Annotated in this window: 24 protein-coding genes and 1 pseudogene; 13 read left to right on the plus strand and 12 right to left on the minus strand. The window is 38.1% G+C overall.

Features of this window, described 5'->3' with window-relative positions; genetic code table 11:
* Positions 1 to 36: 36 nt before the first annotated feature.
* From ahpC to BQ5321_RS09835, 5 genes are all read right to left on the minus strand, one after another.
* Positions 37 to 600, minus strand: coding sequence for an alkyl hydroperoxide reductase subunit C (gene ahpC / locus BQ5321_RS09815; RefSeq protein ID WP_071394321.1), 564 nt, complete (start codon positions 598 to 600; stop codon positions 37 to 39).
* A 268-nt stretch (positions 601 to 868) separates the two neighbouring features.
* The gene (ahpF, locus tag BQ5321_RS09820; protein WP_071394322.1) at positions 869 to 2,398 is read right to left on the minus strand and encodes an alkyl hydroperoxide reductase subunit F; all 1,530 of its coding nucleotides are present in this window, start codon (positions 2,396 to 2,398) and stop codon (positions 869 to 871) included.
* A 460-nt stretch (positions 2,399 to 2,858) separates the two neighbouring features.
* Positions 2,859 to 3,644 carry an ABC transporter permease gene (locus BQ5321_RS09825; RefSeq protein WP_071394323.1) on the minus strand — a complete coding sequence of 262 codons (786 nt, stop codon included), beginning with the start codon at positions 3,642 to 3,644 and terminating at the stop codon, positions 2,859 to 2,861.
* A gap of 3 nt (positions 3,645 to 3,647) precedes the next feature.
* Positions 3,648 to 4,439, minus strand: a complete 792-nt coding sequence (locus tag BQ5321_RS09830; protein WP_071394324.1) for an ABC transporter permease — start codon at positions 4,437 to 4,439, stop codon at positions 3,648 to 3,650.
* Entirely contained in the window at positions 4,436 to 5,434 is a 999-nt protein-coding gene (locus BQ5321_RS09835; protein WP_071394325.1) for an ABC transporter ATP-binding protein, read from the minus strand. The genes BQ5321_RS09830 and BQ5321_RS09835 overlap by 4 nt, the downstream gene beginning before the upstream one ends.
* A gap of 215 nt (positions 5,435 to 5,649) precedes the next feature.
* Here BQ5321_RS09835 and BQ5321_RS09840 point away from each other — a divergent pair, with 215 nt between their 5' ends.
* The 4 genes from BQ5321_RS09840 (at position 5,650) to BQ5321_RS09855 (ending at position 8,654) form a co-directional block, all read left to right on the plus strand.
* A complete protein-coding gene (locus tag BQ5321_RS09840) occupies positions 5,650 to 6,447 on the plus strand; it encodes a LysM peptidoglycan-binding domain-containing protein (protein ID WP_071394326.1) in 798 nt (265 codons plus the stop codon).
* Positions 6,448 to 6,707: 260 nt separating this feature from the next.
* Positions 6,708 to 6,908 (plus strand): cold-shock protein, encoded by a 201-nt coding sequence (locus tag BQ5321_RS09845; protein WP_071394327.1) that lies wholly within the window; start codon positions 6,708 to 6,710, stop codon positions 6,906 to 6,908.
* A 118-nt stretch (positions 6,909 to 7,026) separates the two neighbouring features.
* Positions 7,027 to 7,992 (plus strand): NAD(P)H-dependent flavin oxidoreductase, encoded by a 966-nt coding sequence (locus tag BQ5321_RS09850; protein WP_071394328.1) that lies wholly within the window; start codon positions 7,027 to 7,029, stop codon positions 7,990 to 7,992.
* Between the two features lie 173 nt (positions 7,993 to 8,165).
* Positions 8,166 to 8,654: a hypothetical protein gene (locus tag BQ5321_RS09855; RefSeq protein ID WP_071394329.1), complete on the plus strand. Its 489-nt coding sequence runs from the start codon at positions 8,166 to 8,168 to the stop codon at positions 8,652 to 8,654.
* Positions 8,655 to 8,826: 172 nt separating this feature from the next.
* Here the strand turns inward: BQ5321_RS09855 and BQ5321_RS09860 are convergent, their stop codons facing one another.
* The 3 genes from BQ5321_RS09860 to BQ5321_RS09870 form a co-directional block, all read right to left on the minus strand.
* Positions 8,827 to 9,162 (minus strand): hypothetical protein, encoded by a 336-nt coding sequence (locus BQ5321_RS09860; RefSeq protein ID WP_071394330.1) that lies wholly within the window; start codon positions 9,160 to 9,162, stop codon positions 8,827 to 8,829.
* Positions 9,163 to 9,400: 238 nt separating this feature from the next.
* Positions 9,401 to 9,796, minus strand: coding sequence for a hypothetical protein (locus BQ5321_RS09865; RefSeq protein WP_071394331.1), 396 nt, complete (start codon positions 9,794 to 9,796; stop codon positions 9,401 to 9,403).
* A 199-nt stretch (positions 9,797 to 9,995) separates the two neighbouring features.
* On the minus strand, positions 9,996 to 10,367 hold the full coding sequence (locus tag BQ5321_RS09870; RefSeq protein WP_071394332.1) for a DUF805 domain-containing protein: 372 nt from the start codon (positions 10,365 to 10,367) through the stop codon (positions 9,996 to 9,998).
* Between the two features lie 348 nt (positions 10,368 to 10,715).
* Here BQ5321_RS09870 and BQ5321_RS09875 point away from each other — a divergent pair, with 348 nt between their 5' ends.
* The 4 genes and pseudogenes from BQ5321_RS09875 to BQ5321_RS09890 all read left to right on the plus strand — a co-directional run bounded on the left by BQ5321_RS09875 (position 10,716) and on the right by BQ5321_RS09890 (position 14,197).
* Positions 10,716 to 11,342, plus strand: a complete 627-nt coding sequence (locus tag BQ5321_RS09875; RefSeq protein ID WP_071394333.1) for a class I SAM-dependent methyltransferase — start codon at positions 10,716 to 10,718, stop codon at positions 11,340 to 11,342.
* Between the two features lie 25 nt (positions 11,343 to 11,367).
* Positions 11,368 to 12,074 (plus strand): annotated as a pseudogene (locus BQ5321_RS09880) (DNA alkylation repair protein).
* A gap of 437 nt (positions 12,075 to 12,511) precedes the next feature.
* Positions 12,512 to 12,799, plus strand: a complete 288-nt coding sequence (locus BQ5321_RS09885) for a hypothetical protein (RefSeq protein WP_071394334.1) — start codon at positions 12,512 to 12,514, stop codon at positions 12,797 to 12,799.
* Between the two features lie 222 nt (positions 12,800 to 13,021).
* Entirely contained in the window at positions 13,022 to 14,197 is a 1,176-nt protein-coding gene (locus BQ5321_RS09890) for a DUF4317 domain-containing protein (RefSeq protein ID WP_071394335.1), read from the plus strand.
* Positions 14,198 to 14,316: 119 nt separating this feature from the next.
* Here BQ5321_RS09890 and BQ5321_RS09895 read toward each other — a convergent pair whose 3' ends face one another.
* On the minus strand, positions 14,317 to 14,541 hold the full coding sequence (locus BQ5321_RS09895; RefSeq protein WP_071394336.1) for an ABC transporter: 225 nt from the start codon (positions 14,539 to 14,541) through the stop codon (positions 14,317 to 14,319).
* A 186-nt stretch (positions 14,542 to 14,727) separates the two neighbouring features.
* Between BQ5321_RS09895 and BQ5321_RS09900 the strand changes: the two genes are divergently transcribed.
* The 5 genes from BQ5321_RS09900 to BQ5321_RS09920 all read left to right on the plus strand — a co-directional run bounded on the left by BQ5321_RS09900 (position 14,728) and on the right by BQ5321_RS09920 (position 20,166).
* Entirely contained in the window at positions 14,728 to 15,375 is a 648-nt protein-coding gene (locus BQ5321_RS09900) for a cyclase family protein (RefSeq protein WP_071394337.1), read from the plus strand.
* Positions 15,376 to 15,443: 68 nt separating this feature from the next.
* The gene (locus BQ5321_RS09905; RefSeq protein ID WP_071394338.1) at positions 15,444 to 16,406 is read left to right on the plus strand and encodes a LacI family DNA-binding transcriptional regulator; all 963 of its coding nucleotides are present in this window, start codon (positions 15,444 to 15,446) and stop codon (positions 16,404 to 16,406) included.
* Positions 16,407 to 16,643: 237 nt separating this feature from the next.
* Complete coding sequence (gene wrbA, locus BQ5321_RS09910; RefSeq protein ID WP_071394339.1) at positions 16,644 to 17,255, plus strand: NAD(P)H:quinone oxidoreductase; 612 nt, start codon at positions 16,644 to 16,646, stop codon at positions 17,253 to 17,255.
* Positions 17,256 to 17,597: 342 nt separating this feature from the next.
* Complete coding sequence (locus BQ5321_RS09915) at positions 17,598 to 18,536, plus strand: magnesium transporter CorA family protein (protein WP_071394340.1); 939 nt, start codon at positions 17,598 to 17,600, stop codon at positions 18,534 to 18,536.
* A gap of 457 nt (positions 18,537 to 18,993) precedes the next feature.
* Positions 18,994 to 20,166 carry a sulfite reductase subunit alpha gene (locus BQ5321_RS09920; RefSeq protein ID WP_071394341.1) on the plus strand — a complete coding sequence of 391 codons (1,173 nt, stop codon included), beginning with the start codon at positions 18,994 to 18,996 and terminating at the stop codon, positions 20,164 to 20,166.
* A gap of 305 nt (positions 20,167 to 20,471) precedes the next feature.
* On the opposite strand, the gene BQ5321_RS09925 is transcribed toward BQ5321_RS09920, so the two are convergent.
* From BQ5321_RS09925 to BQ5321_RS09935, 3 genes are read right to left on the minus strand one after another with little or no spacing between them, the layout of a single operon-like run.
* The gene (locus BQ5321_RS09925; RefSeq protein ID WP_071394342.1) at positions 20,472 to 21,245 is read right to left on the minus strand and encodes an amino acid ABC transporter ATP-binding protein; all 774 of its coding nucleotides are present in this window, start codon (positions 21,243 to 21,245) and stop codon (positions 20,472 to 20,474) included.
* A complete protein-coding gene (locus BQ5321_RS09930; RefSeq protein ID WP_159433419.1) occupies positions 21,223 to 21,879 on the minus strand; it encodes an amino acid ABC transporter permease in 657 nt (218 codons plus the stop codon). Before BQ5321_RS09930 ends, BQ5321_RS09925 begins: the two co-directional genes overlap by 23 nt.
* A gap of 25 nt (positions 21,880 to 21,904) precedes the next feature.
* A complete protein-coding gene (locus BQ5321_RS09935) occupies positions 21,905 to 22,684 on the minus strand; it encodes a substrate-binding periplasmic protein (protein WP_071394344.1) in 780 nt (259 codons plus the stop codon).
* Between the last annotated feature and the right edge of the window lie 33 nt (positions 22,685 to 22,717).

Genomic DNA, 22,717 nt, shown 5'->3' on the forward strand with positions numbered 1-22,717 from the left:
GCTTTCTTTTTCGTAAATAACATTAAGTTATGGTTATTAGATTTTACCTACAAGGTCAAGGCTTGGCTTAAGAGTTTCGCCGCCTTCTTGCCATTTAGCTGGGCAAACTTCGCCTGGATTGTTGCGAACGTATTGTGCAGCTTTGATTTTGTTTACAAGTGTGCTTGCGTCACGGCCGATTCCGCCAGCGTTGATTTCAAGAGCTTGGACAACGCCATCTGGATCGATGATGAATGTTCCACGGTCAGCAACACCATCTTCTTCGATTAGAACATCAAAGTTACGGCTGATTACGTGAGAAGGGTCACCGATCATAGTGTAAGTGATTTTACCGATAGTTTCTGATGTATCATGCCATGCTTTATGAACGAAGTGAGTATCTGTAGAAACAGAATATACTTCAACGCCTAATTGCTTAAGAGCGTCGTATTGGTTTTGTAGGTCTTCTAGTTCAGTTGGGCATACGAATGTAAAGTCTGCTGGGTAGAAGCAAACAATGCTCCATTGACCTTTGAAGCTTTGCTCAGATACTTCAACAAATTCACCGTTTTTGAATGCTTGGGCTTTAAATGGTTGTACTTCTTTTCCAATTAGAGACATAGTAAAATTCCTCCTAAATGTAATTGTATAATCAAGTCTAAAAGACTTATTAACTAAATTAATTATTAACTAATTATTATTATCTATAAATATTAAATGTTTGTCAAATAAAAAGCTAATTTACTTTATTTTATAATAAAAAGCTAATTAATGCTTGTATAAACATAAAAATTCTGTAAATTATTGTCGTCTTATGAGAAAGCTGGCAAATAAAGTCCCGGCATAAGCCGGGAGCAGAAACTTAATTGATTCTCAGCTAGCTTTAGAATTAATTTCTAATTAGGTAATCGAAGGCACCTAATGAAGCGGTCGCACCAGAGCCCATTGAGATAATAATTTGTTTGTAGGCACTGTTTGTGCAGTCTCCGGCAGCAAATACACCAGGTACATTTGTCGCACCATGAGCATCGACGATAATTTCGCCTCTATTGGTAAGCTCTACCGTTCCTTGTAACCAATCTGTATTCGGTACAAGACCAATTTGAACAAATACACCCTCTAATTCAATATGGTGTTCCTCATTTGTTTCACGATCGATATAGGAAATGCCGTTTACTGTCTCGTTACCGTGAATTTCTTTTGTTTGAGCATTCGTAATAACGGTTACGTTTGGCAGACTGTGAAGGCGCTCCTGCAATACGGAATCAGCTTTTAATTCAGGTAAGAATTCTATAACGGTTACATGTTTTACGATACCCGCTAGGTCAATTGCTGCTTCAATACCTGAATTACCGCCGCCAATTACAGCCACGTGCTTGCCTTCAAACAATGGACCATCGCAGTGTGGGCAGTAGGCCACACCTTTGTTTTTAAATTCAGCTTCGCCAGGCACGTTTACGTTTCTCCAGCGAGCACCAGTGGAAAGAATCACGGCCTTACTTTTTAGAACAGCTCCATTTTCAAGCTCAATTTCAACTAAATCTTTTTTCTCTAAGCGTTTAGCACGTTGTGTATTCATAATATCTACGTTATATTCTTTTACATGCTCTTCAAGGCTTGCAGCAAGCTTTGGACCCTCTGTATATTTGACCGAAATAAAGTTCTCGATTCCTAATGTATCCATAATTTGACCACCGAAGCGTTCAGCCACAATACCGGTACGGATTCCTTTACGGGCTGCATAGACAGCTGCACTAGCACCCGCTGGTCCACCGCCGACAACTAATACATCAAATGGCTCTTTATCTGACAGTTCAGACGCATCTGGACCGGTTCCCATTTTAGCAAGGATTTCTTCAATCGTCATACGACCGCCGCCAAATTCTGCACCATTCAGGTACACGGTAGGGACAGCTAAAATGTTCTTGCTTTCTACTTCCTCTTTAAATGCCGCACCATCAATCATAGTATGTGTAATATTAGGATTAAGAATACTCATGATATTTAATGCTTGAACAACATCAGGGCAGTTATGGCAGGTTAGGCTGATATATGACTCAAAATGGTATTCGCCCTCAATCTTCTTAATTTGATCAATGATATTTTGATCCACTTTCGGTGCTCTACCGCTTACTTGTAATAGGGCTAAAACTAATGAAGTAAATTCATGACCTAGTGGAACACCGGCAAAAGTAACGCCAGTATCTTCGCCAGGGCGATTCACACTAAAGCTTGGTGTTTTTGGAAGTGTCGTTCTTTCAATTGTAATTTTATCTGACATAGAAGCTAATTCATTTGCAAGTTCAATTGTATTATTTGAAACCTCATCAGCTCCGGCACTTACTTTCAGTACAATCGGCCCTTCTAACATTTGAAGGTATTGATTTAATTGGGCTTTGATATCTGCATCAAGTAACATGGAAAAGTTCCTCCTTATAATAAAAAGTCAAGGCTTGGTTTAATGTTTCCTATTATGCTTTGCTTTAATAAGTAAACCTCACCTGAATATTTTTATGACTAATGTTTATAATCTTTCCAAACGTTTTTGTTTAGTTAGATTATAATTGTTATCAACTGATTATTATTATCAATTATAAAAAGAGAAAAGTCAATCCTTATTTATAATTATTTTAAAAAAGGAATTATCCTTAATCAAGGTTAGCTACGGTTGTGTTACCAATACAATAATATGAACCTTTACTAACTTCTCAATTATCATGCAGGTTTATTCAATCAAGCAAGGAATATGCATACAGAAAATTAATTATTCGATACTAGTTCCATATAAATTACCTATTGTATTAAGGATTCTGACAGACTGGATAAAAAAAGAGCTAAGGTTCGTATAAAACCTTGCTCTTGTTATTATATTCGTATCCTCAATTCCCAGCTCCGCGATATCTTTTAACCCCTGTATTCCAAAGAAAGACAGCCAAGCCAAAAAACACAGTACCCATGACAGGGGTTAAGAAAGCATAGCCATACCATTCATTTCTTCCTAGAAAGTAAGAAGCAGGGAAGACGCCGACGAAGGCGAAGGGTAGAATCCAGGTTAGGACAAACTGAATGATTTTATTATAAATATTGACTGGATAGCGCCCGTAATTGCTGATGTTATACATCATTGGCATAATATCGGTGCGGCTGTCCGACCAAAAGCCAATCGTGGCGATTGAAAGAAAAATACCGGCGTAAATAAACATCCCGCCAATCACCATGATAAGAAACAGTAGAAGATCATACCAGGCGAAGCTTAAACCTAGATTCATTCCAGCATACCCCATTACAGCAATCCCTGTAATGACCCCGAATAACGATTCAAGCTCCATTCGCTCCATAATAATTTGGAACAGACTGTGCACAGGCCGAGTCAAGACACGGTCCATTTCTCCTTTTACAATATAACGCTCATTAAAATCCCATATGTTAAAAAAAGAATTAAATAATGCGTAGGGAACAAGGAAGAATCCATAAATAAAAATAATCTCGTCACGGCTCCAGCCACTTAACAGCGAGGTATGACCAAAGACAACTAAAATAAAAATTAAATTGACGGCTTGGTTTAATAAATCTGAAAGAATCTCAACCGCTGTATCGACACGATAGGTAAACCTTGTTTTTAAATATTGAGAGGCGTATTGAAAGAACATGGAAACGTAAAACACACTTTAGCCTCCTTGTACAATTAATTGTTTTTTTGCTAACGACCATAAAAGGCGAATCGGAATCAGCAGAATCAAGACCCAAATTGCTTGCTGCATAATCGCATTCGTAATCTCCTGACCGGTAAAGCCTTCTGTAAAAATCATACTAGGGACATAGCTGATTGCTTGAAACGGTAGATAGGTCATCAGATTTTGTGCCCACAGCGGGTAAAACGAGATGGGAAGCAAGAGCCCTGAGAACAAATCAATCACAACCCGTTTCGCGCGAATTAACCCTGCATTATTAAATAAGAAGAACGTCATAATGCCTGTCAGTAGGTTGATTTGCGTATTCACAATAAAGCTGAACACGAGCGAAACAAAGAAAAACATCCAAGTTGTCGCATGGGCAGAAAAGCTGATTGGAAAAATAAACGCCACAATAATAAGACCCGGCACAGAGAAAAATAATAAGCGAAAGATTCCTTCTCCAAGGGCCTGCATCGTTTTCATCCCTAAATAGTTATAGGGACGGATCATTTCGATGGCAACCTTCCCATCCTTAATTTCAGCGGCAATTTCACGGTCAATATTGTTAAAATAAAAGGCTCTCGCCATCCAAGAGACGGCCACATAGGTGGTCATCTGCAGAACAGACAAGCCTTGAATCTCCTCTTTGCCGCCATAGATGGCAGACCATAAGAAATAATAGGCGCCAATATTAATGCTGTAAATGAGAATGCCACTGTAATAGTTTGTCCGGTATGCAAGCATCATGAGAAAACGAACCCGAATCATTTCAATATACATACTCATGAGAGGGCCATTCCTTCTTCATAAATCTTGCGGACAATCTCTTCAGTAGAAATTTCATTGATTTTTATATTTTTGATTGGGTTCCCTTGCACGACTACACTGATTAATTGAGATACGAGCTGTTCGTCTCCATCTATATAGGCAAGCCATGTTGTAGCATCTTTTTGTTCCCATTGAACATGATCCAACTCAGGCAGCCTGCTACCCGCTATTTCGGCTAAAAATTCAAATTCAACCAGTTTTCCCTCCACCGCATGCGCTTGGAGCTGATTGAGCTTTCCATCATAAATGATTTTTCCCTCATCCAATAAAACAACCCGTTCACAAAGGGCTTCGATATCGCTTAAGTCATGGGTCGTTAACAGAATCGTTGTTTTATATTGCTTGTTTATTTCCTTTAGAAACTCACGGATTTTCAATTTTACTAGTACATCAAGTCCAATGGTTGGCTCATCTAGAAAGAGAAGGGGAGGGTTGTGTATAAGGGCGGCGGCTAATTCGCAGCGCATGCGCTGACCGAGTGATAGCTTTCGTACAGGCTTATCTAATAATGGGCCGATTTCTAACGTTTCAATGACATGACCCATATGTCGGTTATAGTCTTCATCAGATACACGATATACCTTTTTCAATAATCGAAACGATTCTTGGACAGCAATGTCCCACCAAAGCTGTGACCGTTGTCCAAACACGACTCCGATTGTTCTAACAAATTCCTCCCGCTGCTTATGTGGATTCATTCCGTTTACAAGGATGGAACCGGATGTCGGTGTTAGAATGCCTGTCAGCATCTTAATCGTTGTTGACTTTCCAGCCCCGTTTTCTCCTATATATCCGACCATTTCTCCCTGTTTGACGGTTAAGGAGATATTATCAACGGCAGCATGAATCTTATAATTTCTTGTAAATAAATCGCGAAAAGCCCCAGCTAATCCGGCTCGGCTTGAATACGACTTAAATTCCTTCCGTAAATTTTGAACCTCAATTACGTTCATATTTATCCTCCTAAGATTCTGCAAAATGCATAGTCGTATGAAAATTATTGTTTGCAAAATTTTATTTTATCGTGAGTATATTATTCTAGCAAGATTGATGCATATCACCATAGTAGAAATAGATCGTGAGTAACAGAAATAAATTGGGTGAATACATTATAAAGCCATTTCATTTCTTATTTTGGATTATAGAAAACAAAAATGGAGTGATAACGATGCCAATTATTAAGAGGAAATATACAATGTATACCGTTAGGCTAGGAGATACTCTTTTTTCAATTGCGCAAAGGTTTCGTAGTTCAGCTCAAGAAATAATGAGGATTAATCATCTGTATCCGCCGGTTACCGATCCAGGTCTTATTTATCCTGGTGATTTATTGCTTGTTCCTAATCTAACCAAATCTGGAAGGGTGTCCTATCTTGTAAATACAGGTGATTCTTTAAACTCCATTGCTTATCAATTTGGAACCTATGTTGATTTACTTGCTGGAAGCAACTCTATCGAAAATCCTAATATGATTTATCCCAATCAATTATTAACTATTCCAGTCTTTATCTATGAAGTGCAAGTGGGGGACTCCTTATTCCTGATTTCACAGAGATTTGGAATCCCTCTTTCAAGCATCATGGGTGCGAATCAAGGGCGGCTAGGATTTCAAGCAGATGTTATTTGGCCGGGTTACCACATAATACTTCCTCTCAACACCTCTAGAAATATGGTTGTATGGAACCCCTTACCAGGAACAAGAGTGGTGTCTGGACAAAAAATCGCAGGGCAGGCAAGAGCGTTTGAAGCTAATGTATTGCATCAGCTAAGGGATGCGAACGGTGTTATTGTATCAAACGAGCGTTTCACCACGGCGGATATAGGTGCGCCTGCATATGGATCCTTCAAAAGTACTTTACCCTTTGATCGAAGCCCTACTGTAAATACGGGTGAGCTTTGGGTATACACCAGAAGTGCAAAAGACGGAAGCATTCAGGATTTAGTCAGAACAATCGTTTATTATTAAGGCAAAAGGGGGATAAAAACCCACTAAATTTAGGATGTTTTTTATCCCTTATTCTGTAATATAAAAGCCATTCCTGTGAGAGGTTGCATAAAAAAGTTAAGAAAATAGAAAACCTGATTTGCTTTTTCTTTAACCATCTGTTATTCTTAAGAAGAATTATTTTTGTTCTACATCAGATTGAGAATTTTGTTTTTCGTCTAAAGTATTTGAGCAAGGATAGTAACATATTGTGTGGATAACCACACTAGGAGGCAACAATAATGGAAACAGGTAAAGTTAAATGGTTTAATGCAGAAAAAGGTTTTGGATTCATCGAGCGTGAAGCAGGAGAAGACGTATTCGTACATTTCTCAGCTATCCAAGGCGAAGGTTTCAAATCTTTAGACGAAGGTCAAACGGTTACTTTTGACGTGGAACAAGGACAACGTGGACCACAAGCTGCAAACGTACAAAAAGCTTAATAAAGCTAAAAACAGACTCTCTTTGTAGAGTCTGTTTTTTTGTTTTAACAGGATTCCTCTTTTTTTAGTCGAATATGTATCCACATACCACTAAATAGCCAAAAGGAGAGGGAAACGTTTGAAAACACGAGTAACAGATATTTTGGGGATTGAATATCCAATTGTGCAGGGAGGACTTGCCTACCTTGCCTATGCCGAGCTGGCAGCTGCCGTTTCAAATGCAGGCGGACTTGGACAAATAACAGCAGCAACATTACGGACACAGGATAAGCTGCGTGAGGAAATTCGTAAAGTCCGGTCCCTTACAAAGAAACCCTTTGGTGTTAATTTTGCTATTGCAAGACATGACGGGAACTATCAGGACCTACTTGAAGTCGCAATAGAAGAGAAGGTACCTGCCATTTCGATTACCGGAGGGAATCCGCAGCCTGTTTTGGAACGATTAAAAGGAGAAGACATTCGCACGCTTGTTCTTGTTTCCGGCGTCAGGCAGGCACAAAAAGCGGAAGAGCTTGGCGCAGATGCTGTTATGGCGGTTGGTCAGGAAGGCGGTGGACATATTGGCCGTGATGATATTGGGACAATGGTGCTGATTCCAAGGGTGGTTGATTCTATTTCTATTCCTGTCCTAGCCAGTGGAGGAATTGGAGATGGACGAGGCTTGCTTGCTGCTCTGGCTCTTGGAGCTGAAGGGATTGAAATGGGAACCCGCTTTATTGCCACACAAGAATGTATTCATGCAAATAAGAACTATAAGCAAGCGATTCTTCAGGCAAAGGAAACGGATACCGCCATTATAAAAAAATCGCTCGGTGCACCCGGACGAGTTCTGAAAACCGATTATGCCCTCGATATCATTAAACGGGAACAGGAAGGTGCAACATATGAAGACCTAAAAGAAATGATTAGCGGGCTAGCGAATTGTAAATTCATCTATGAGGGCTCTGAAACAGAGGGCTTCGGATGGGCAGGGCAGGTGATCGGTCTCATTGATACAATTCCTACCGTTCAGGAGCTATTCGATTCCATGATCTTTGCGGCTAATCAAGGCATTAGTCGTATAGGCGGATATTTTGAAGATTAGACAATGTACATAAGTAATTTGAATGCGATTGCCATTAATGGGAATCGCTTTTTTACGATTTTAGTCGGCTTTGATAATTATTTTGCTTAGTCATTACTTTGCTGTGTGTTTTTTTTACTATTTTTGGATATCCTTATGAAGAGTTGATCAAGCAGGCTGAGGTGAAGACATTTATGGCAACAAAGAGGCACTCAATCTTTAATGTGCTAATCATATTTATTCCGTGGTTATCATTATTATTAATCGGAAAACGCAGCTTCAAGCGATATTCTATAGCGGGCATATTTATTGTTATTTTTGAGATCATCAATCATCTCTATGGTCATAAGAGGAGATGGTGGAAGTTTTATGAATGGAGAAGGTCATTTATCAGAGATGAACTTCCATATAGTGTGGGTCCATATATGCCCCTTTCCATGTGGTTACTGAAATATTCCTATGGTAATTTTAAAAAGTTTATCACATTGAATGCGATCGCTGATGGAATGTTTGCCTTTATTTTAATGGATATCTTGAAAAAACTAAAAATCATCCGCCTAAATGGACTGACTCGAATGCAATTCTTTTTCTATCTGCACTACAAAGCCTACATATTATACGGCGTGCAATATTTAGTTGATAAAGTAAAAAAATACTCTCAATATGACGACTTTACTTTTTAACACTACACAATTGACAGTCATTAGAGACAATAAAAAAGTGATTCTTCGTGATAAAAGAATCGCTTTTTTATTGAATGAATATCTGGAGAATCAAGCAAATAAGAAAGGACGAAATTTTTCGGTCAAAGAAGGGGATATTTTTTCGGGTACGAATAGCTAAAGCCATTCGTAGTTAAGGTTTATTATAGATGAAATATGTTTTGCGCTTTAAGGAATGCTTTGCCCAATATTGATGAAAGGAATCCAATACTTCATAGGCAAAAGCATCTCCTTCCCCCTTCTGCCGAATAACACCATAATTTAAATTACTTTGTTTCATGGTTTGAGTAACTGTTTCACTATTTTCTAGATCCAGCTCGATAAAAAATTGCACCTCTACCCCTGCTTGATTCTTGATGGATGCAAGGTAATTACCGAATTCCTTAATAAGAATCTCAATCGTCCAGCCCTTTTTCTCGCCATCAAGTAAAAAATCCTCATATAATTGAAGAAACGTTTTCAAATTCAATATGCACACATCCTTCGTTGTTGGTAGAACCAAACTTTATACTCATAACAATAAGATTAACTGGGACTTTAAGGTATGACAGTGGCAATGAAATCATAGTCTTATCACTATATGCAAATTGATAAGCGAAAAGAAGTCGAAAGGAGTGGTTGGAGTAAAAGGTAGGAGATTTTAGTGTAAGTTCTTGTGGCAAAGGCACAGGCTATCACGGGATACTCTGTGCCTCTTAGTGGTAAAATTAAAGACTGTCTTTCACTTCGGCAACGGATTGGTTCAGTAATTCTGTTGCCTCCAGCTGTAGCTTTAGGGCTCGCGGTTTTAATAGTTCAAGAATTTCACTTGTTTCCTCTGTCGTTGATATTTTTTGACTGGTTGAAAGAGCTTGGGGAAAATCTCCGTTATCAAATAGTTCTAGACTATCCTTCATATACTTGGTATACGTGATTGCCTGCCTTACCTCATCTGTATTATCCTCTTGGGCTGCTTTTTTGAATGACTCAAGAGCCTCTTCATATCTCTGAATTTTAGCGGATTTGATTCCAGCCTTCATATTTGCTTCATAATCCATTGAATTGCATGCGGAAACTAATAATAGTACAAATATGAGTATAAGCAGGGAATGATTTTTTTTCATAACGGCACTCCTTTCTCAATGAGTTATATCTTTGAAAATTATAATCTTTTAAAATATTATTTCAATTTAATATTCCTAAAATAGTAAAAAAATACCATGTTAAGGTTGGATGAAAGACCAATTTTGAAAAAAAGTACCTCGATTGGAAAAAAGTCAAACAAAAAAATGGGGTAGGTCTGCCCCATTTCATTCACATCCATTAAAGGTGACCAGCTAGCTGCCCTAAAGTTGGTTCAGGCTTTGGCCCGTACAGATTTTCGTATGAATCGCTGTCCATACACAAGAATACGATGAGGACGATAATTCCGATGAATGGAATCAAGGAAATTAAGAACCACCATCCACTCCTACCTGTATCATGCAGCCTGCGAACGGAAACAGCTAAGGAAGGTAAGAAGATGACTAAGCCATAGAGGAGAGTTAATAACGTTTCAATACCTGCAAGACGTTCCACTGCAGAAAGGATCAGGACAATGATGAAGTTAATGAGGGTAAACATCCAAAATTCCTTTCGGCTCGCTCTGCCATGAAAGCCTAAATAATCCTGGATAACTTTAAAATACCATTCCATGCAAAATTCCCCCTTGAAATTGCATCCGATATTTTAATCTATCTCTCCTTTTATTATACCACTATTGTTCCTAATTTTTCGAAAATAAACGAGATTCCGTAAATGGTATAGTTTTACTAGAATCGATTTAATTAAAAAGGATCATTTCTGCTATTATAAACAAATAATCATGATTCAAAAGCTTCTTATGGATGCAATAGCATGGTTATGATAAAAATAGTAGTTGACTGATTGGTAAAGAAAGGCCTCGGATGTAAATAATAGGAAGTTGGATGAAAATTGAAGCTGAATAAAAAAACAGCAGGATTTTAATTTTGGAGAGCTAATATTAGAAAAGGAGAATAGGTTATGACTGAATTCTGGGAATCAAGCTTTGTAGAAAATCAAATGATGTGGGGGTTTGAACCCTCAGACTCTGCCATCCTGACCAAGGACTTTTTCCTTGAAAAGGGAGTTAAGGATTTACTTATTCCAGGTATTGGATATGGAAGAAATGCAAAGGTTTTTATCGACAACGGAATAAATGTAACAGGTATTGAGATTTCGAAAACAGCGATTGAATTAGCAAGGCAAAGTGGTCTGGATTTTCCTATTTTTCATGGTTCCGTTACCGATATGCCCTTTGATCAGAAGCAGTACGATGGTATTTTTTGTTATGCCTTGCTTCATTTGTTGAATCATCGTGATAGAGAGAAATTCATTCGTGATTGCTATCATCAATTAAAGCCAAATGGATATATGGTGTTTACAACAATCTCAAAGGATGCCCCGATGTATGGAAAGGGTATACAGCTAGATAAAGACTATTTTCAAATAAGAGAAGGGGTCAAAATGTTTTTTTATGATTCGGACTCTATTAGACAGGAGTTTGGAGACTATGGCTTGCTAGAGATCTCAGAAATAGTGGAGCCGCATAAGAATAAGGAAAATAAGCCTCCATTTACATTTCTCATGATAAAATGCCAAAAGCAATAGAATTTACCTAAGGATGGTGAACTGAATGAATTATGAGGATATCATGCAAAAGCTTAAGGAATTAGGCTCTGAGCAGACAAAGCGTGTTTTTGCCAATCATGGTATAAAGGAGCCTAATTTTGGCGTAAAAGTCGGAGATTTAAAAAACTGGTGAAGTTTGTGAAAAAGGACCACGAGCTTGCCTTGGAATTATATGACTCTGGTATTCATGATGCGATGTATTTGGCCGGGCTTTCGGTAAATCCGAAGCTCATTTCAAAGGAGACATTACAGGACTGGGTCAAAAAAGCCTATTGGTACATGCTTGCAGAATATACGGTAGCCGGAGTAGCTGCAGAAAGTGTATATGCTCTTGATTTGGCACGGGAATGGATGAAATCAGACGATGAAATGATTGCTGTATGTGGCTGGAGCACCTATGCCAGTTACCTGTCCATTACCCCTGATGAGCAACTGGATATTCCTGAAATAAGATCGTTATTGAATCAAGTGAAGGAGACGGTTCACCAAGAGCGGAACCGAGTAAGGTATGTGATGAATAATTTTGTTATTTCGGTGGGTACCTATGTTAAAGAGCTGTCAGAAGAAGCGAAGCAGGTGGCAGAATCCATTGGTAAAGTCCAAGTAGATGTTGGAAATACAGCCTGTAAGGTCCCTCTTGCAACCGAATATATAAAAAAAGTAGAAGCGAAGGACCGGGTAGGAATCAAGAAAAAGACTGCGATTTGTTAAGGTCAAATTCGCCCGTCGAATTTGCGTCCGGATTACCTGAGCTCGCTCGGGTAAACTACCTTTAAAAAATCCGTGACATCCGCCGGAGTCTTAACTTCATTCAGCCGGGGTTTGAACTCCCACTGAATCGAAGTACCATCTGCACTTGTAGAAGTGGAGGACTTCTGTACCTGTCGCAAGCTTTCGGTACAAAAAACATTTGCTGAATAAAGTTAAATAAACATAGAAAGAGAAAAATTCCAAAGATACTAGATTCTTTGGGATTTTTTCCTTTTGGGTTCTATTAAGAACCATGTTATTTATTACCTAACTGCATATTCAACACTTTCAAAAGGTTAATTAATGATTAGAATTTTCATTGACTTTATGTATGCAATTGTATACATTTAGGATAAATTAATTCGTATACATTTGTATACAGATACAGGGGGTTGATGATGAATAACAATGAATTAAACGACCGAAAAAGAATTCCACGTGATGGTCATAGAGGAAAGGGGCATTCGCATCATCATGGAGCTAAAACATTTCGACGCGGAAGAGCCATTGCTTTCTTAGAAAGAATGAAGGTGAAACGTGCCACCATTATGGAGCAACTTGATAAACCAGAGTTTGAGTCGATACAGCAGGTGCTTGTTGGTGAATTAAAAGCGATCGATATGGTCGTGAACGAGTTTAGTCAATTATTTGAAATAGAAGAAAGTGAAGTTACGGAAGTTAAGTAAATATTAGGAAAATGCAACAGGGAGGATGTTCCAAAGGAAGACCCTTTTGGATTGGTTTTATGATATTCAAGCTATTATGATGAGATTAGACGTATTAATTTAGGAGATAATACGTCTTTTTGTGTTTTTTGTGATCCGACCTATTTGATAAAAAACGAAAAATATCAAGTATTACTATTTTATTGTCTGAACAGTATAATCAAGGAATGGGAGTTGATACATATGAATAAAAAAGACATTGCTAATATCCGTAAGGAATTTAAACTAGATAATTATAAGTTAAATATTCGAGAAATTTTTAATGTATATGTGAAGAGTGAATCCGGTGAGATATACCACTATGTCAGCCAGCCCTTTGAAATGCTAGAGCAGGAAATCCAAGAGCTGTTCTTAGCAAACTTTAAAAAGGTTTTGACTGGCCAGCTAGATTCTAAATTGTTTGAGTTGAAATTTAAGCGAGATGTAGAGGACAGTACACAGACCATTCTCTACGAAGGGTTACATTCGGATACAACAGATGATTGGACACAACATATGCTTGAAATCGTTATGAAAATGTTCACGCATACTATTTATGAATTTGATACCGTGGTGACATTTATCCGCGGGGAGTATCGAAAGCCAACCCGCAAACGCGATATGGAATCAGATGAAGGCGGTGATGACGAGGTATACTCCAGCCAATTTATTCTTTGCAGCTTAAATAAAATTGATCAGCCGAAAAGAACGCTGCTGTTTGATTATATAGAGAAGGAATTTAAGCCAAATCATACAATAGATCCAATCATCAATATTGCATCACCATTATCAGGCTTTCTCTTCCCTGCCTTTTCTGACAATTCCGCGGATGTGAATCATCTTCTTTACTCAGCAGGTAAAGCGAATCAACCGGATTTTGGCTTTATTGATGAAGTTCTTAATTGTGAGGAATTTATCACAGCTGCTGAAGAAAAGGATTGCTTCGAGCTCATTCTAAAGAATGTCATCGGGGATGAAGTGGACACAAGGGTTATTTCGAATGTTTATGGTGAAATTGATAAAATGCTTCAGGAGAAGGAAGAGGAAGAAAAAGAGGAACGAGCAGAGCCTGAAGCTCCAATGCTTGATCACCGAGACATTGAACGAATCTTAACGGTCAGCGGAGTCGAGGATGTTAACACGGCTAAAGTAGAGCATGCCTTCAAAGCCGTTGTTGATGATGAAGCACATGAATTCAAAGCAAGCAGCTTAGTTCCGAAAACCATTAAAATTGAAACCAAGGTGGCCAATGTTTCCATCAGACCTAGTGATTTGAAATACATTAAATATATTACATTTGAAGGGAAACGCTGTCTATTGCTCGAGGTAGATGAGGATGTTGTTGTAGAAGGCTTTAAATTAGAATCGGAAACACTTTAAGTGGTTTCCTATAATGGATTTGATTGGTTCTCTACTTAGAGGACCAACTTTTTGCTGTGCCTTACTTAGAAAACAGTCTCTATTATAAAATAGAGACTGTTTTTTGCTAGACTGCATGTTTAGCTGCGGGCAGAGTGCCACGCTCTTTTGAAAACGTAATATCCAAAAACGAGAAAAGCAAGGAAGCCTACAAGTGCAACTAAGACGTTAATAATGGTTACTAGTACTCCTGCTAGTCCAAGTAATGCTAAAAAGCTAGTAAGGATCCCAGATACTGCAAGGTATAACCATAAAGCTCCTGTTAAAAAGCCAAGGAAAATACTGAAAGTACCAGAATTAGTCATATTATTCACCTCCTACAAGCTTATTTCTTATAAATTATGCGAAAATAGTAAAACTCGTTTCACAAAAGGACGAAAAAGGGCTACCATAAATATTTATTTGAGAAGCCAATCCACATTCTGCATAGGATTGTGAATGGTGGATGGTCAATGTTACTATTATCTTGAAGTTAGAAAGCGAGGTCTAAAATGAAAATTATCGATTTAACCCACACGATTTCTGAACACATGCCAGTTTATCCAGGTACGGAAACACCGAAATTAGAGGTGGCTAATACATATGAGGAAGATGGCTTCAAGGAGACACTGCTGACAATGTTTTCACATATTGGAACCCATATGGATGCTCCCTCCCATATTTTTGAACATCGTACAACATTAGAGGTCCTTCCAATTGGCCAATTCATCGGTAAAGGATTGGTTATTGATTGCAGTCATTTGAAAGAGGGTCAAAGGATTTCTATGGAAAGTATTGATGAAGTAAGGACAAAGGCAGATCAAGCGGAATTTCTCTTGTTCTATACGGGATGGGACAGATATTGGGGAACAGATACTTATTTCGGAGAGTACCCGGCGATTACGGAAGAAGTGGCAGATTACTTGATCAGCACTAAGAAAAAGGGTGTCGGTCTCGATGTTATTGGAATCGACCCCATTTCCGACGAGAATTTAACCATCCATCGGAAACTATTTATAGAAACTGACATTGTTGTGATTGAAAATTTAACGAAATTAGGGGAAATTGGCACCGAGCTATTCACTTTTTATGCACTGCCATTGAAGTATGAAAATGCAGATGGTGCACCTGTTCGTGCCGTCGCAGTGTTAGACGAATAGCATTCTTTAGTCCTATACTGACCATCAGAAAATCAATCTAAAAAGAAATGTCCATAGTAGGTGTTTTTATGGCAAATATTAAAGATATTGCAAAAATGGCAGGTGTTTCTGTTACAACAGTATCACGTGTATTGAATGACCATCCGTATGTCAGCGATGAAAAAAGAAAAGCGGTCATGCTTGCGATGGAGGAATGTAATTATCAGCCAAATCTAAATGCCGTTCACTTAAGTAAAGGGGAAACGCTGCTGGTTGGGGTCGTTATACCTTATATAAACCACCCCTATTTTGGCCTATTAGTGGAAGGAATTGCCAATGAGGCTGTTCAATACAACTATAAGCTTGTCTTGATTCAAACAAATTATGTCGAGGAGCGGGAAATTGAAGCGTTAAAAATGCTGCAGTTTAAGCAGATTGATGCTTTAATCATTTGCTCGAGAAAATGTGAGTGGAAGCTTATTAAGGATTTTGCAGCATATGGTCCGATTGTTTTATGCGAGGATGCAAAGGGGAAAAATATTTATTCCACTTATATTAATCATTATCAAACCTTCTCTAAAGCACTGGAGTATTTACATCGTAAAGGCCATCATAAAATCGGTTTTTGTCTTGGTAGACGGTCTGGAACCAGTAGTCAACAAAGGAGAGAAGCCTATAAGGATTTTCTGCAAAAAATAAATGAAGCCTATAACTGCGATTACATATTTTATGATAGCTATAACTTTGAGGATGGGGTCGAGATTGTAAAACGACTAAGGGAACTGAGGAGTCCGCCAACAGCATTACTAGTGACAAGCGACATTGTAGCAGCTGGAATGATTACCTTTTGTAAGGAAAAAGAAATAAGAGTGCCTGAAGATCTAGCTATTATGGGCTTTGATAATCAGCCAATAGCTAAAATTATGCATATCACCACATTAGAGATTCCCTTGGTTGAAATAGGGAAAAAACTCTTTTTACAGGCAATCGGTCATCATCAATCACAACACGAAGAAATCAAAGTAAAATTAATTGAACGAAAGACTGTCTAAACGATTGATAAAAAGGCGTACTAGTACGCCTTTTTTAGGTTAAATGTCTCGAATTGAAGAATATTTAGTTGAAAGTAAAAATAAGATACATTATTCCATTGTCATAAAAAAGAATACACCTATCTATTTTCAATGGTTACGTATAAGGACAACAGAGGTTAGAGATAATAGGAGTTGAGTAAAATGAGATTTCTATCCAAGCTGTTTTGAAATTTATCACAAAAGGGGACAGAAAAAATGTCAAATGTAAACTTAGCCGTGATTTTTTACAGTATGGGAGGTACAAACTATCAGCTGGCAAAATGGGCTGAAGAGGGTGCCAGGGAAGCCGGTGCAGAGGTTAAAGTATTAAAGGTTGAAGAGCTGGCTCCCGCTTCCATTATCGAAAAAAATGAAGTCTGGAAAAATACGGTTCAAGCTACAAAGGATGTTCCTGTTGCCACTGGTGACGATATTGAATGGGCAGATGCCGTTATTTTCAGTATTCCAACTCGGTTCGGCAATATGCCGTCACAAATGAAACAATTTCTAGATATTCAAGGTGGACTTTGGGCGACAGGTAAAACAGTTAACAAAGTAGTTAGTGCTATGACTTCGGCACAAAATCCACATGGCGGTCAGGAAGCAACTTTATTATCCCTTTATACATCTATGATGCATTGGGGTGCCATTATTGCTACACCTGGTTATACAGATCAAGTCCTTTTTGGAGCGGGAGGTAATCCATACGGAACAAGTGTAACCGTTGACCAAAATGGTAAAATGATTGAAGACGTTCAAGCAGCCGTTAAGCATCAAGCAAAGCGGACGGTAACTATAGCTGATTGGGTGAAAAAAGGGAATCAATAAAACAAAAAATGCTAATCGATCAATTCGATTAGCATTTTTTGTTGTGGAATAAACAGTGGATGGGTGATTGAGAATTTAAAAAAGGGAAAATTAATGGAATCGGTAGGAATGCTAATTCTACTAGTTACAAACTCGGAATAATAACGTACAATATGGTAGGTAGTAATCTATTAGATGAGGAGTTGAGTTTTTATGAGTAGTCAATATGTGAACGAACCAGAACCCGATTCGAACAAAGGGGAAGTCATGAATGAACCATTCCTAACAAGTTTGAATACTGGTAAAAATTCAACTGTGTATGGCTGAGATTTTTGACTTCCTCAAACTAGAGGAGGTTTTACCATGTTAAACATTTATTTATCAAACGAACAGGGTACTATTCGTGAAATTGAAAATATTGCCAATGGGTGCTGGATTCATGTTATTGCACCTACTAAACAGGAAATTGATTATCTTTCAAGCAAATTAGACATTCCGTGTGAATTAATCAAAGACCCTTTGGATGAAGAGGAACGATCTAGAATTGAAAAAGACGGGGATCATATTCTTATCATTGTGAACGTCCCCTTAATGTCAATGGACAAAAATGATATGGCAATTTATGATACGATTCCATTAGGGATGATTATTGCGAAGAATTGCTTTGTTACGGTTTGTTTGAAGGACAATCCTATTTTTCATGCCTTTTCGGAAGGGAAGGTTAAGAATTTCTACACCTATAAAAGGACAAGGTTTTCCTTTCAAATGCTATATTCAATGGCTACCTGCTACCTGAAATATTTAAAGCAAATCAGTAAAAAAACCGATGCGATTGAACAAGAGCTTCATGAATCGATGAAAAATAAAGAACTCTTTTCCTTACTGAATTTACAAAAAAGCTTAGTCTATTTTACAACCTCATTAAAATCCAACAATATCGTAATGCAAAAGATGTTAAAGAGCAATTATCTCAAGATGTATGAGGATGATCAGGAATTGCTAGAGGATGTTATTATTGAAAATCAGCAGGCAATCGAAATGGCTGAGACCCATACGTCCATTCTAAGCGGAACCATGGATGCTTTTGCCTCAGTTATTTCGAATAATGTTAATATCGTCATGAAATTTCTTACGTCTATCACGATTATTCTTTCGCTGCCAACGATGGTAGCAAGCTTTTACGGAATGAACGTTCCGATTCCTTTTCAAGGGCACCAATATTCTTTTATTATTGCCATTATTATTTCCTTTATTTTGTCTAGTATTACAGCAGTCATTTTTTGGAAGAAACGGTTTTTTTAGCAGAATCGATACAGCTAACCATGTCATAAACCCCTCGAGATTTTAGAGGGGTATTATTTTTGTTCTGACAAATACTGAATAGTACAGAAAAGTGGTTAGTACACAGAGTGGATCGTATTAAAGATGAAAAAATAACTAGAGTCTTTCAATTTGGGCATTTTTATTGAGGAAAAATAAGCATATTTGTATAATGACTATATAAATAGCGAATTCTGTCGTATAAATAATTTCGAATTGAACGAAAAAATATATCGGAATTTGTCCTCTTGTGTTATCCTATGTTTATCTAACTCTAAACGGGCAGTAAGATTTCTGTCTGTTATTGTGCAATCGTTATCAATTGGGGACGAAGTAGACTAAATATTCGACATACTCCACAACGTCTGATATGACAAGGGAATAGGTCGAAGCAACCCTATTGATGGTAGAATTTTATATTATTCTTTGAGGTGAGATTATGCAAAATACAGTAATAAATTCTGAAAATAAAAAAGCTCCAAGCACATATTCAAGAACAAATCCATTTCAAGCAAAGGTGCTTAAAAATTTCAACTTAAATGGAGAGGGTTCAGCAAAAGAAACAAGACATATTGAAATTTCATTAGAAGGCTCTGGTCTTACATATGCACCAGGTTATGCTCTTGGCGTGGCACCTTCCAATGATCCAGAGTTAGTATCAGCTATCCTTATTGAAATGAACTGGGATTCTGAAAGTGTAGTAATTATTAATAAACAAGGTGACACGCTACCGTTACAGGAAGCGCTGACATCTTATTTCGAAATAACACTTCTTTCTAAAAAAATACTACAGCAAGCAGCAGAATTAACCGATAATGAAGAGTTAAAAAAGCTTATTCTTGTGGAAAATGCAGACCAACTAAAGGAATATACGAACGGACGCGATCTATTAGATATGCTTCGTGATTTTGGTCCATGGAAGGCAGAAGCTCAAGATGTTATTTCTATGCTAAGAAAAATGACTCCGCGTCTTTATTCCATTGCCAGCAGTATCGCTGCACACCCGAATGAAGTTCATTTAACCATCGGAGCCGTACGATATACGGCACATGGACGTGATCGTAAAGGAGTTTGCTCTGTTCAGGTAGCTGACCGGATTCAGCCAGGAGACACTCTTCCAGTCTTTGTACAGCCAAATAAACACTTCCATCTGCCAGAAACAGGGGATAAGGACATTATTATGGTTGGTCCTGGTACAGGTATTGCGCCATTCCGGTCTTTTATTGAAGAGCGTGCAGTCAATCGAGCGGATGGTAAGGCATGGTTATTCTTCGGAGACCAGCATGAAGCAACAGATTACCTTTATAAGGCAGAGCTGGAATCTTATCTAGCGGATGGTGTATTAACAAAGCTTGATACAGCATGGTCCCGTGATACAGAGAAAAAAGTCTATGTTCAAAATAAAATGCTTGAAAACAGTAAAGAATTGTATGAGTGGATTCAAAACGGTGCATATTTCTATGTCTGTGGTGATAAACAACGAATGGCAAAGGATGTCCACAGTGCACTTATCGACGTAATTGAAAAAGAAGGCGGGATGTCACGAGAGGAAGCAGAAGCCTTTGTAACAGATATGCAAAAGCAAGGCCGTTATCAGCGTGATGTTTATTAATTAGAAAAGTGATTCCTGTTAACACTTCGTGGTGGCAGGGATCATTTTTTACATCCTGGATTATCTTTTTGTCAATATACCCCAATTAAATTTCATAAAATTACCACATTTACAATATATTTAAAGTAACAACTAAAAAAAGGTGGTATATGGATGGAAGCTAAGGAAAGGATGAAGTTTGTTTTTACCAGAATAGGTATCATGGTGGCTGTTGGATTAGCGGTTATGGCTGGAGGAATTTTCTAGAGGGAATAAGCGGAGCCGTTTCTTTTTTTACATTTGGAACGGCTCCGTTTTACATGTGCTCAAGCTGAAAAACTGTCTTTTTTCTGAATGGAAAATCTAGATAAAAATTGTTTTAATCGCTCTGTTTGCGGGTTCGTAAAGAGCTGTTCCGGTGGACCTGATTCAATGATATAACCATCGTCAAGGAATAGGACTCGATCTGCCACCTCTTTGGCGAAGGTCATTTCATGCGTAACGATAATCATCGTCCGACCTTCCTCTGCCAGCTGTTTAATCACTCCTAATACTTCACCAACCAGCTCGGGATCAAGAGCTGATGTCGGTTCATCCAGTAAAATAACCTTCGGCTCCATTGCGAGTGCCCTCGCGATGGCAACCCGTTGTTTTTGTCCGCCAGATAATTGATGGGGATAGCTGTTTTCTTTACCCTCTAAGCCGACCTTTTTCAAGTACTCCATTCCCATTTGAATCGCTTTTTCCTTATCGATTTTCTTCACCACAATAGGGCCTTCAATGACGTTTCCTAAAACAGTTTTATGATTGAATAAATTAAAGGTTTGAAAAACCATACCTGCATCTGCTCGCAATGCACATATCTCCGGATCATTTCGATGCTTTTTTTTCTTTTTATCAATGTGAATTTTTTTATTGTCGATCATAACATCACCTTCATCGGCAATCTGGAGAAAATTGATAATACGAAGCAATGTGCTTTTACCGCATCCGCTAGGTCCCATAATCACAACGACTTCCCCTTTATTGACATGAAAGGAAACATCCTTCAATACGTCTGTATGATGAAAGGATTTTTTAATGCCTTTGACTTGAATCATTATTCATCCTCCTTTCTAGTAGATTGACGGCTCGGTCCATCGGATAATGCAGGAGCCAGTAAATTATCGCAACTAACGTGAAAATCTCAATATTTCGAAAGGTAGATGTTGCCAGGTTTTCTCCAGTATACATTAACTCGTTTACAGCAATCACCGCTGCAAGAGAGGAGTTTTTTAATAATAGAATCGCTGAGTTTCCAATCGGAGGAAGTACATTTTTGACAGCCTGAGGCAGAATAATTCTTCTCATGGCAGTTGAATAATTCATTCCGATTGCGTAGGCAGCCTCCAATTGACCCTTCCCGATTGAACTGATTCCTGCGCGGAAAATCTCGGCAAGGTAGGCAGCCTCATAAAGGGCCAAACCAATTAAGGCGGATGAAAAGGCAGATAATTTTATTCCGAGTTCCGGAAGAACAAAGTAAATATACATTAACTGAACGAGAAGGGGCGTGCCGCGAATAATACTAATATAAATACTCGCCAGCTTATTTAAAAAAAAGTTATGGGAAATACGTGCGAAAGCGGCTATTAATCCAATGGCTAATGCAATAGCTAATGAAAGTATGGTTAACTCAATTGTAATAACAGCACCTTTTAATAGCGGTATAAGGAATCCGAGTAAATCATTCATATGATCACCCATTCTTTCTATTCAATTAGTTTAGTCCCCATTTTGCAATAATCGCATCAAGCTCCCCGCTTTCTTTTAATTGATTAATTTCATCATTAACTGCTCTCTTTAAGTCATCTACCTCTTTAGGAAGGCCGATTCCAACATCACCCGTCCAAATAGGTTCATAACTGTCTACTAATTTAATTTTGAAATCTGGATTTTCCTTTATCATATGAATAATAATTGGATAGTCAGCAAAAAAGGCATCAATTCTACCATTCTGAAGCTCTGAAACCATATCTGCAATAGATTTATAGGTTTGGGGTTGAATCTTAGGATAATCGCTTAATCCATCCAAATAGATTGTCCCTTGCTGAACTCCGACCTTTTTTCCTGCCAAATCATCGAGTGTTTTTATGGTATTATCCGTATTTGATACCACAAGTCCTTCACCATAAGAATAAATCGGTTCGGAAAAATCGATTACTTTTTTCCTTTCATCTGTAATAATCATGCCCGCAGAAATTAAATCAATTTTATCGGCTTCAATAGCGGGAATGAGGGAAGAAAACTGCATACCCTGAATCTCTGTTTTCACTTCCAGCCCTTTAGCGATTTCTTTCACAATATCAATCATCAGTCCATCAAGTTCATTTTTTGAATTCATAAAAGAAAACGGTGGTCCAGTTGTACTTGAACCAATTTTAATCGTTCCTTTTTCCTTTATCGATTCGAGTGACTTTTCAGACGTTCCAGCTGAACATGCAGTGATAACAAACACCAGACAGAAAATGCTTGTAAATATGGAGAAGAATTTTCTCATTGCTTTGAGCCCCCTTCTTTATGAAATGAAAAT

The organism is Bacillus tuaregi, assembly GCF_900104575.1.
GTDB lineage: Bacteria > Bacillota > Bacilli > Bacillales > Cytobacillaceae > Bacillus_BD > Bacillus_BD tuaregi.

Excerpts from the sequence above, each read along its gene's own strand:
- ahpC (WP_071394321.1), bottom strand. The coding sequence starts at position 600 with ATGTCTCTAATTGGAAAAGAAGTACAACCATTTAAAGCCCAAGCATTC.
- BQ5321_RS09915 (WP_071394340.1), top strand. The coding sequence starts at position 17,598 with ATGTTAAACATTTATTTATCAAACGAACAGGGTACTATTCGTGAAATT.
- BQ5321_RS09840 (WP_071394326.1), top strand. The coding sequence starts at position 5,650 with ATGCCAATTATTAAGAGGAAATATACAATGTATACCGTTAGGCTAGGA.
- BQ5321_RS09895 (WP_071394336.1), bottom strand. The coding sequence starts at position 14,541 with ATGACTAATTCTGGTACTTTCAGTATTTTCCTTGGCTTTTTAACAGGA.
- BQ5321_RS09920 (WP_071394341.1), top strand. The coding sequence starts at position 18,994 with ATGCAAAATACAGTAATAAATTCTGAAAATAAAAAAGCTCCAAGCACA.
- BQ5321_RS09905 (WP_071394338.1), top strand. The coding sequence starts at position 15,444 with ATGGCAAATATTAAAGATATTGCAAAAATGGCAGGTGTTTCTGTTACA.
- wrbA (WP_071394339.1), top strand. The coding sequence starts at position 16,644 with ATGTCAAATGTAAACTTAGCCGTGATTTTTTACAGTATGGGAGGTACA.
- BQ5321_RS09855 (WP_071394329.1), top strand. The coding sequence starts at position 8,166 with ATGGCAACAAAGAGGCACTCAATCTTTAATGTGCTAATCATATTTATT.
- BQ5321_RS09900 (WP_071394337.1), top strand. The coding sequence starts at position 14,728 with ATGAAAATTATCGATTTAACCCACACGATTTCTGAACACATGCCAGTT.
- BQ5321_RS09865 (WP_071394331.1), bottom strand. The coding sequence starts at position 9,796 with ATGAAAAAAAATCATTCCCTGCTTATACTCATATTTGTACTATTATTA.
- BQ5321_RS09835 (WP_071394325.1), bottom strand. The coding sequence starts at position 5,434 with ATGAACGTAATTGAGGTTCAAAATTTACGGAAGGAATTTAAGTCGTAT.
- BQ5321_RS09830 (WP_071394324.1), bottom strand. The coding sequence starts at position 4,439 with ATGAGTATGTATATTGAAATGATTCGGGTTCGTTTTCTCATGATGCTT.
- BQ5321_RS09845 (WP_071394327.1), top strand. The coding sequence starts at position 6,708 with ATGGAAACAGGTAAAGTTAAATGGTTTAATGCAGAAAAAGGTTTTGGA.
- ahpF (WP_071394322.1), bottom strand. The coding sequence starts at position 2,398 with ATGTTACTTGATGCAGATATCAAAGCCCAATTAAATCAATACCTTCAA.
- BQ5321_RS09875 (WP_071394333.1), top strand. The coding sequence starts at position 10,716 with ATGACTGAATTCTGGGAATCAAGCTTTGTAGAAAATCAAATGATGTGG.
- BQ5321_RS09925 (WP_071394342.1), bottom strand. The coding sequence starts at position 21,245 with ATGATTCAAGTCAAAGGCATTAAAAAATCCTTTCATCATACAGACGTA.
- BQ5321_RS09935 (WP_071394344.1), bottom strand. The coding sequence starts at position 22,684 with ATGAGAAAATTCTTCTCCATATTTACAAGCATTTTCTGTCTGGTGTTT.
- BQ5321_RS09870 (WP_071394332.1), bottom strand. The coding sequence starts at position 10,367 with ATGGAATGGTATTTTAAAGTTATCCAGGATTATTTAGGCTTTCATGGC.
- BQ5321_RS09890 (WP_071394335.1), top strand. The coding sequence starts at position 13,022 with ATGAATAAAAAAGACATTGCTAATATCCGTAAGGAATTTAAACTAGAT.
- BQ5321_RS09930 (WP_159433419.1), bottom strand. The coding sequence starts at position 21,879 with ATGAATGATTTACTCGGATTCCTTATACCGCTATTAAAAGGTGCTGTT.
- BQ5321_RS09885 (WP_071394334.1), top strand. The coding sequence starts at position 12,512 with ATGAATAACAATGAATTAAACGACCGAAAAAGAATTCCACGTGATGGT.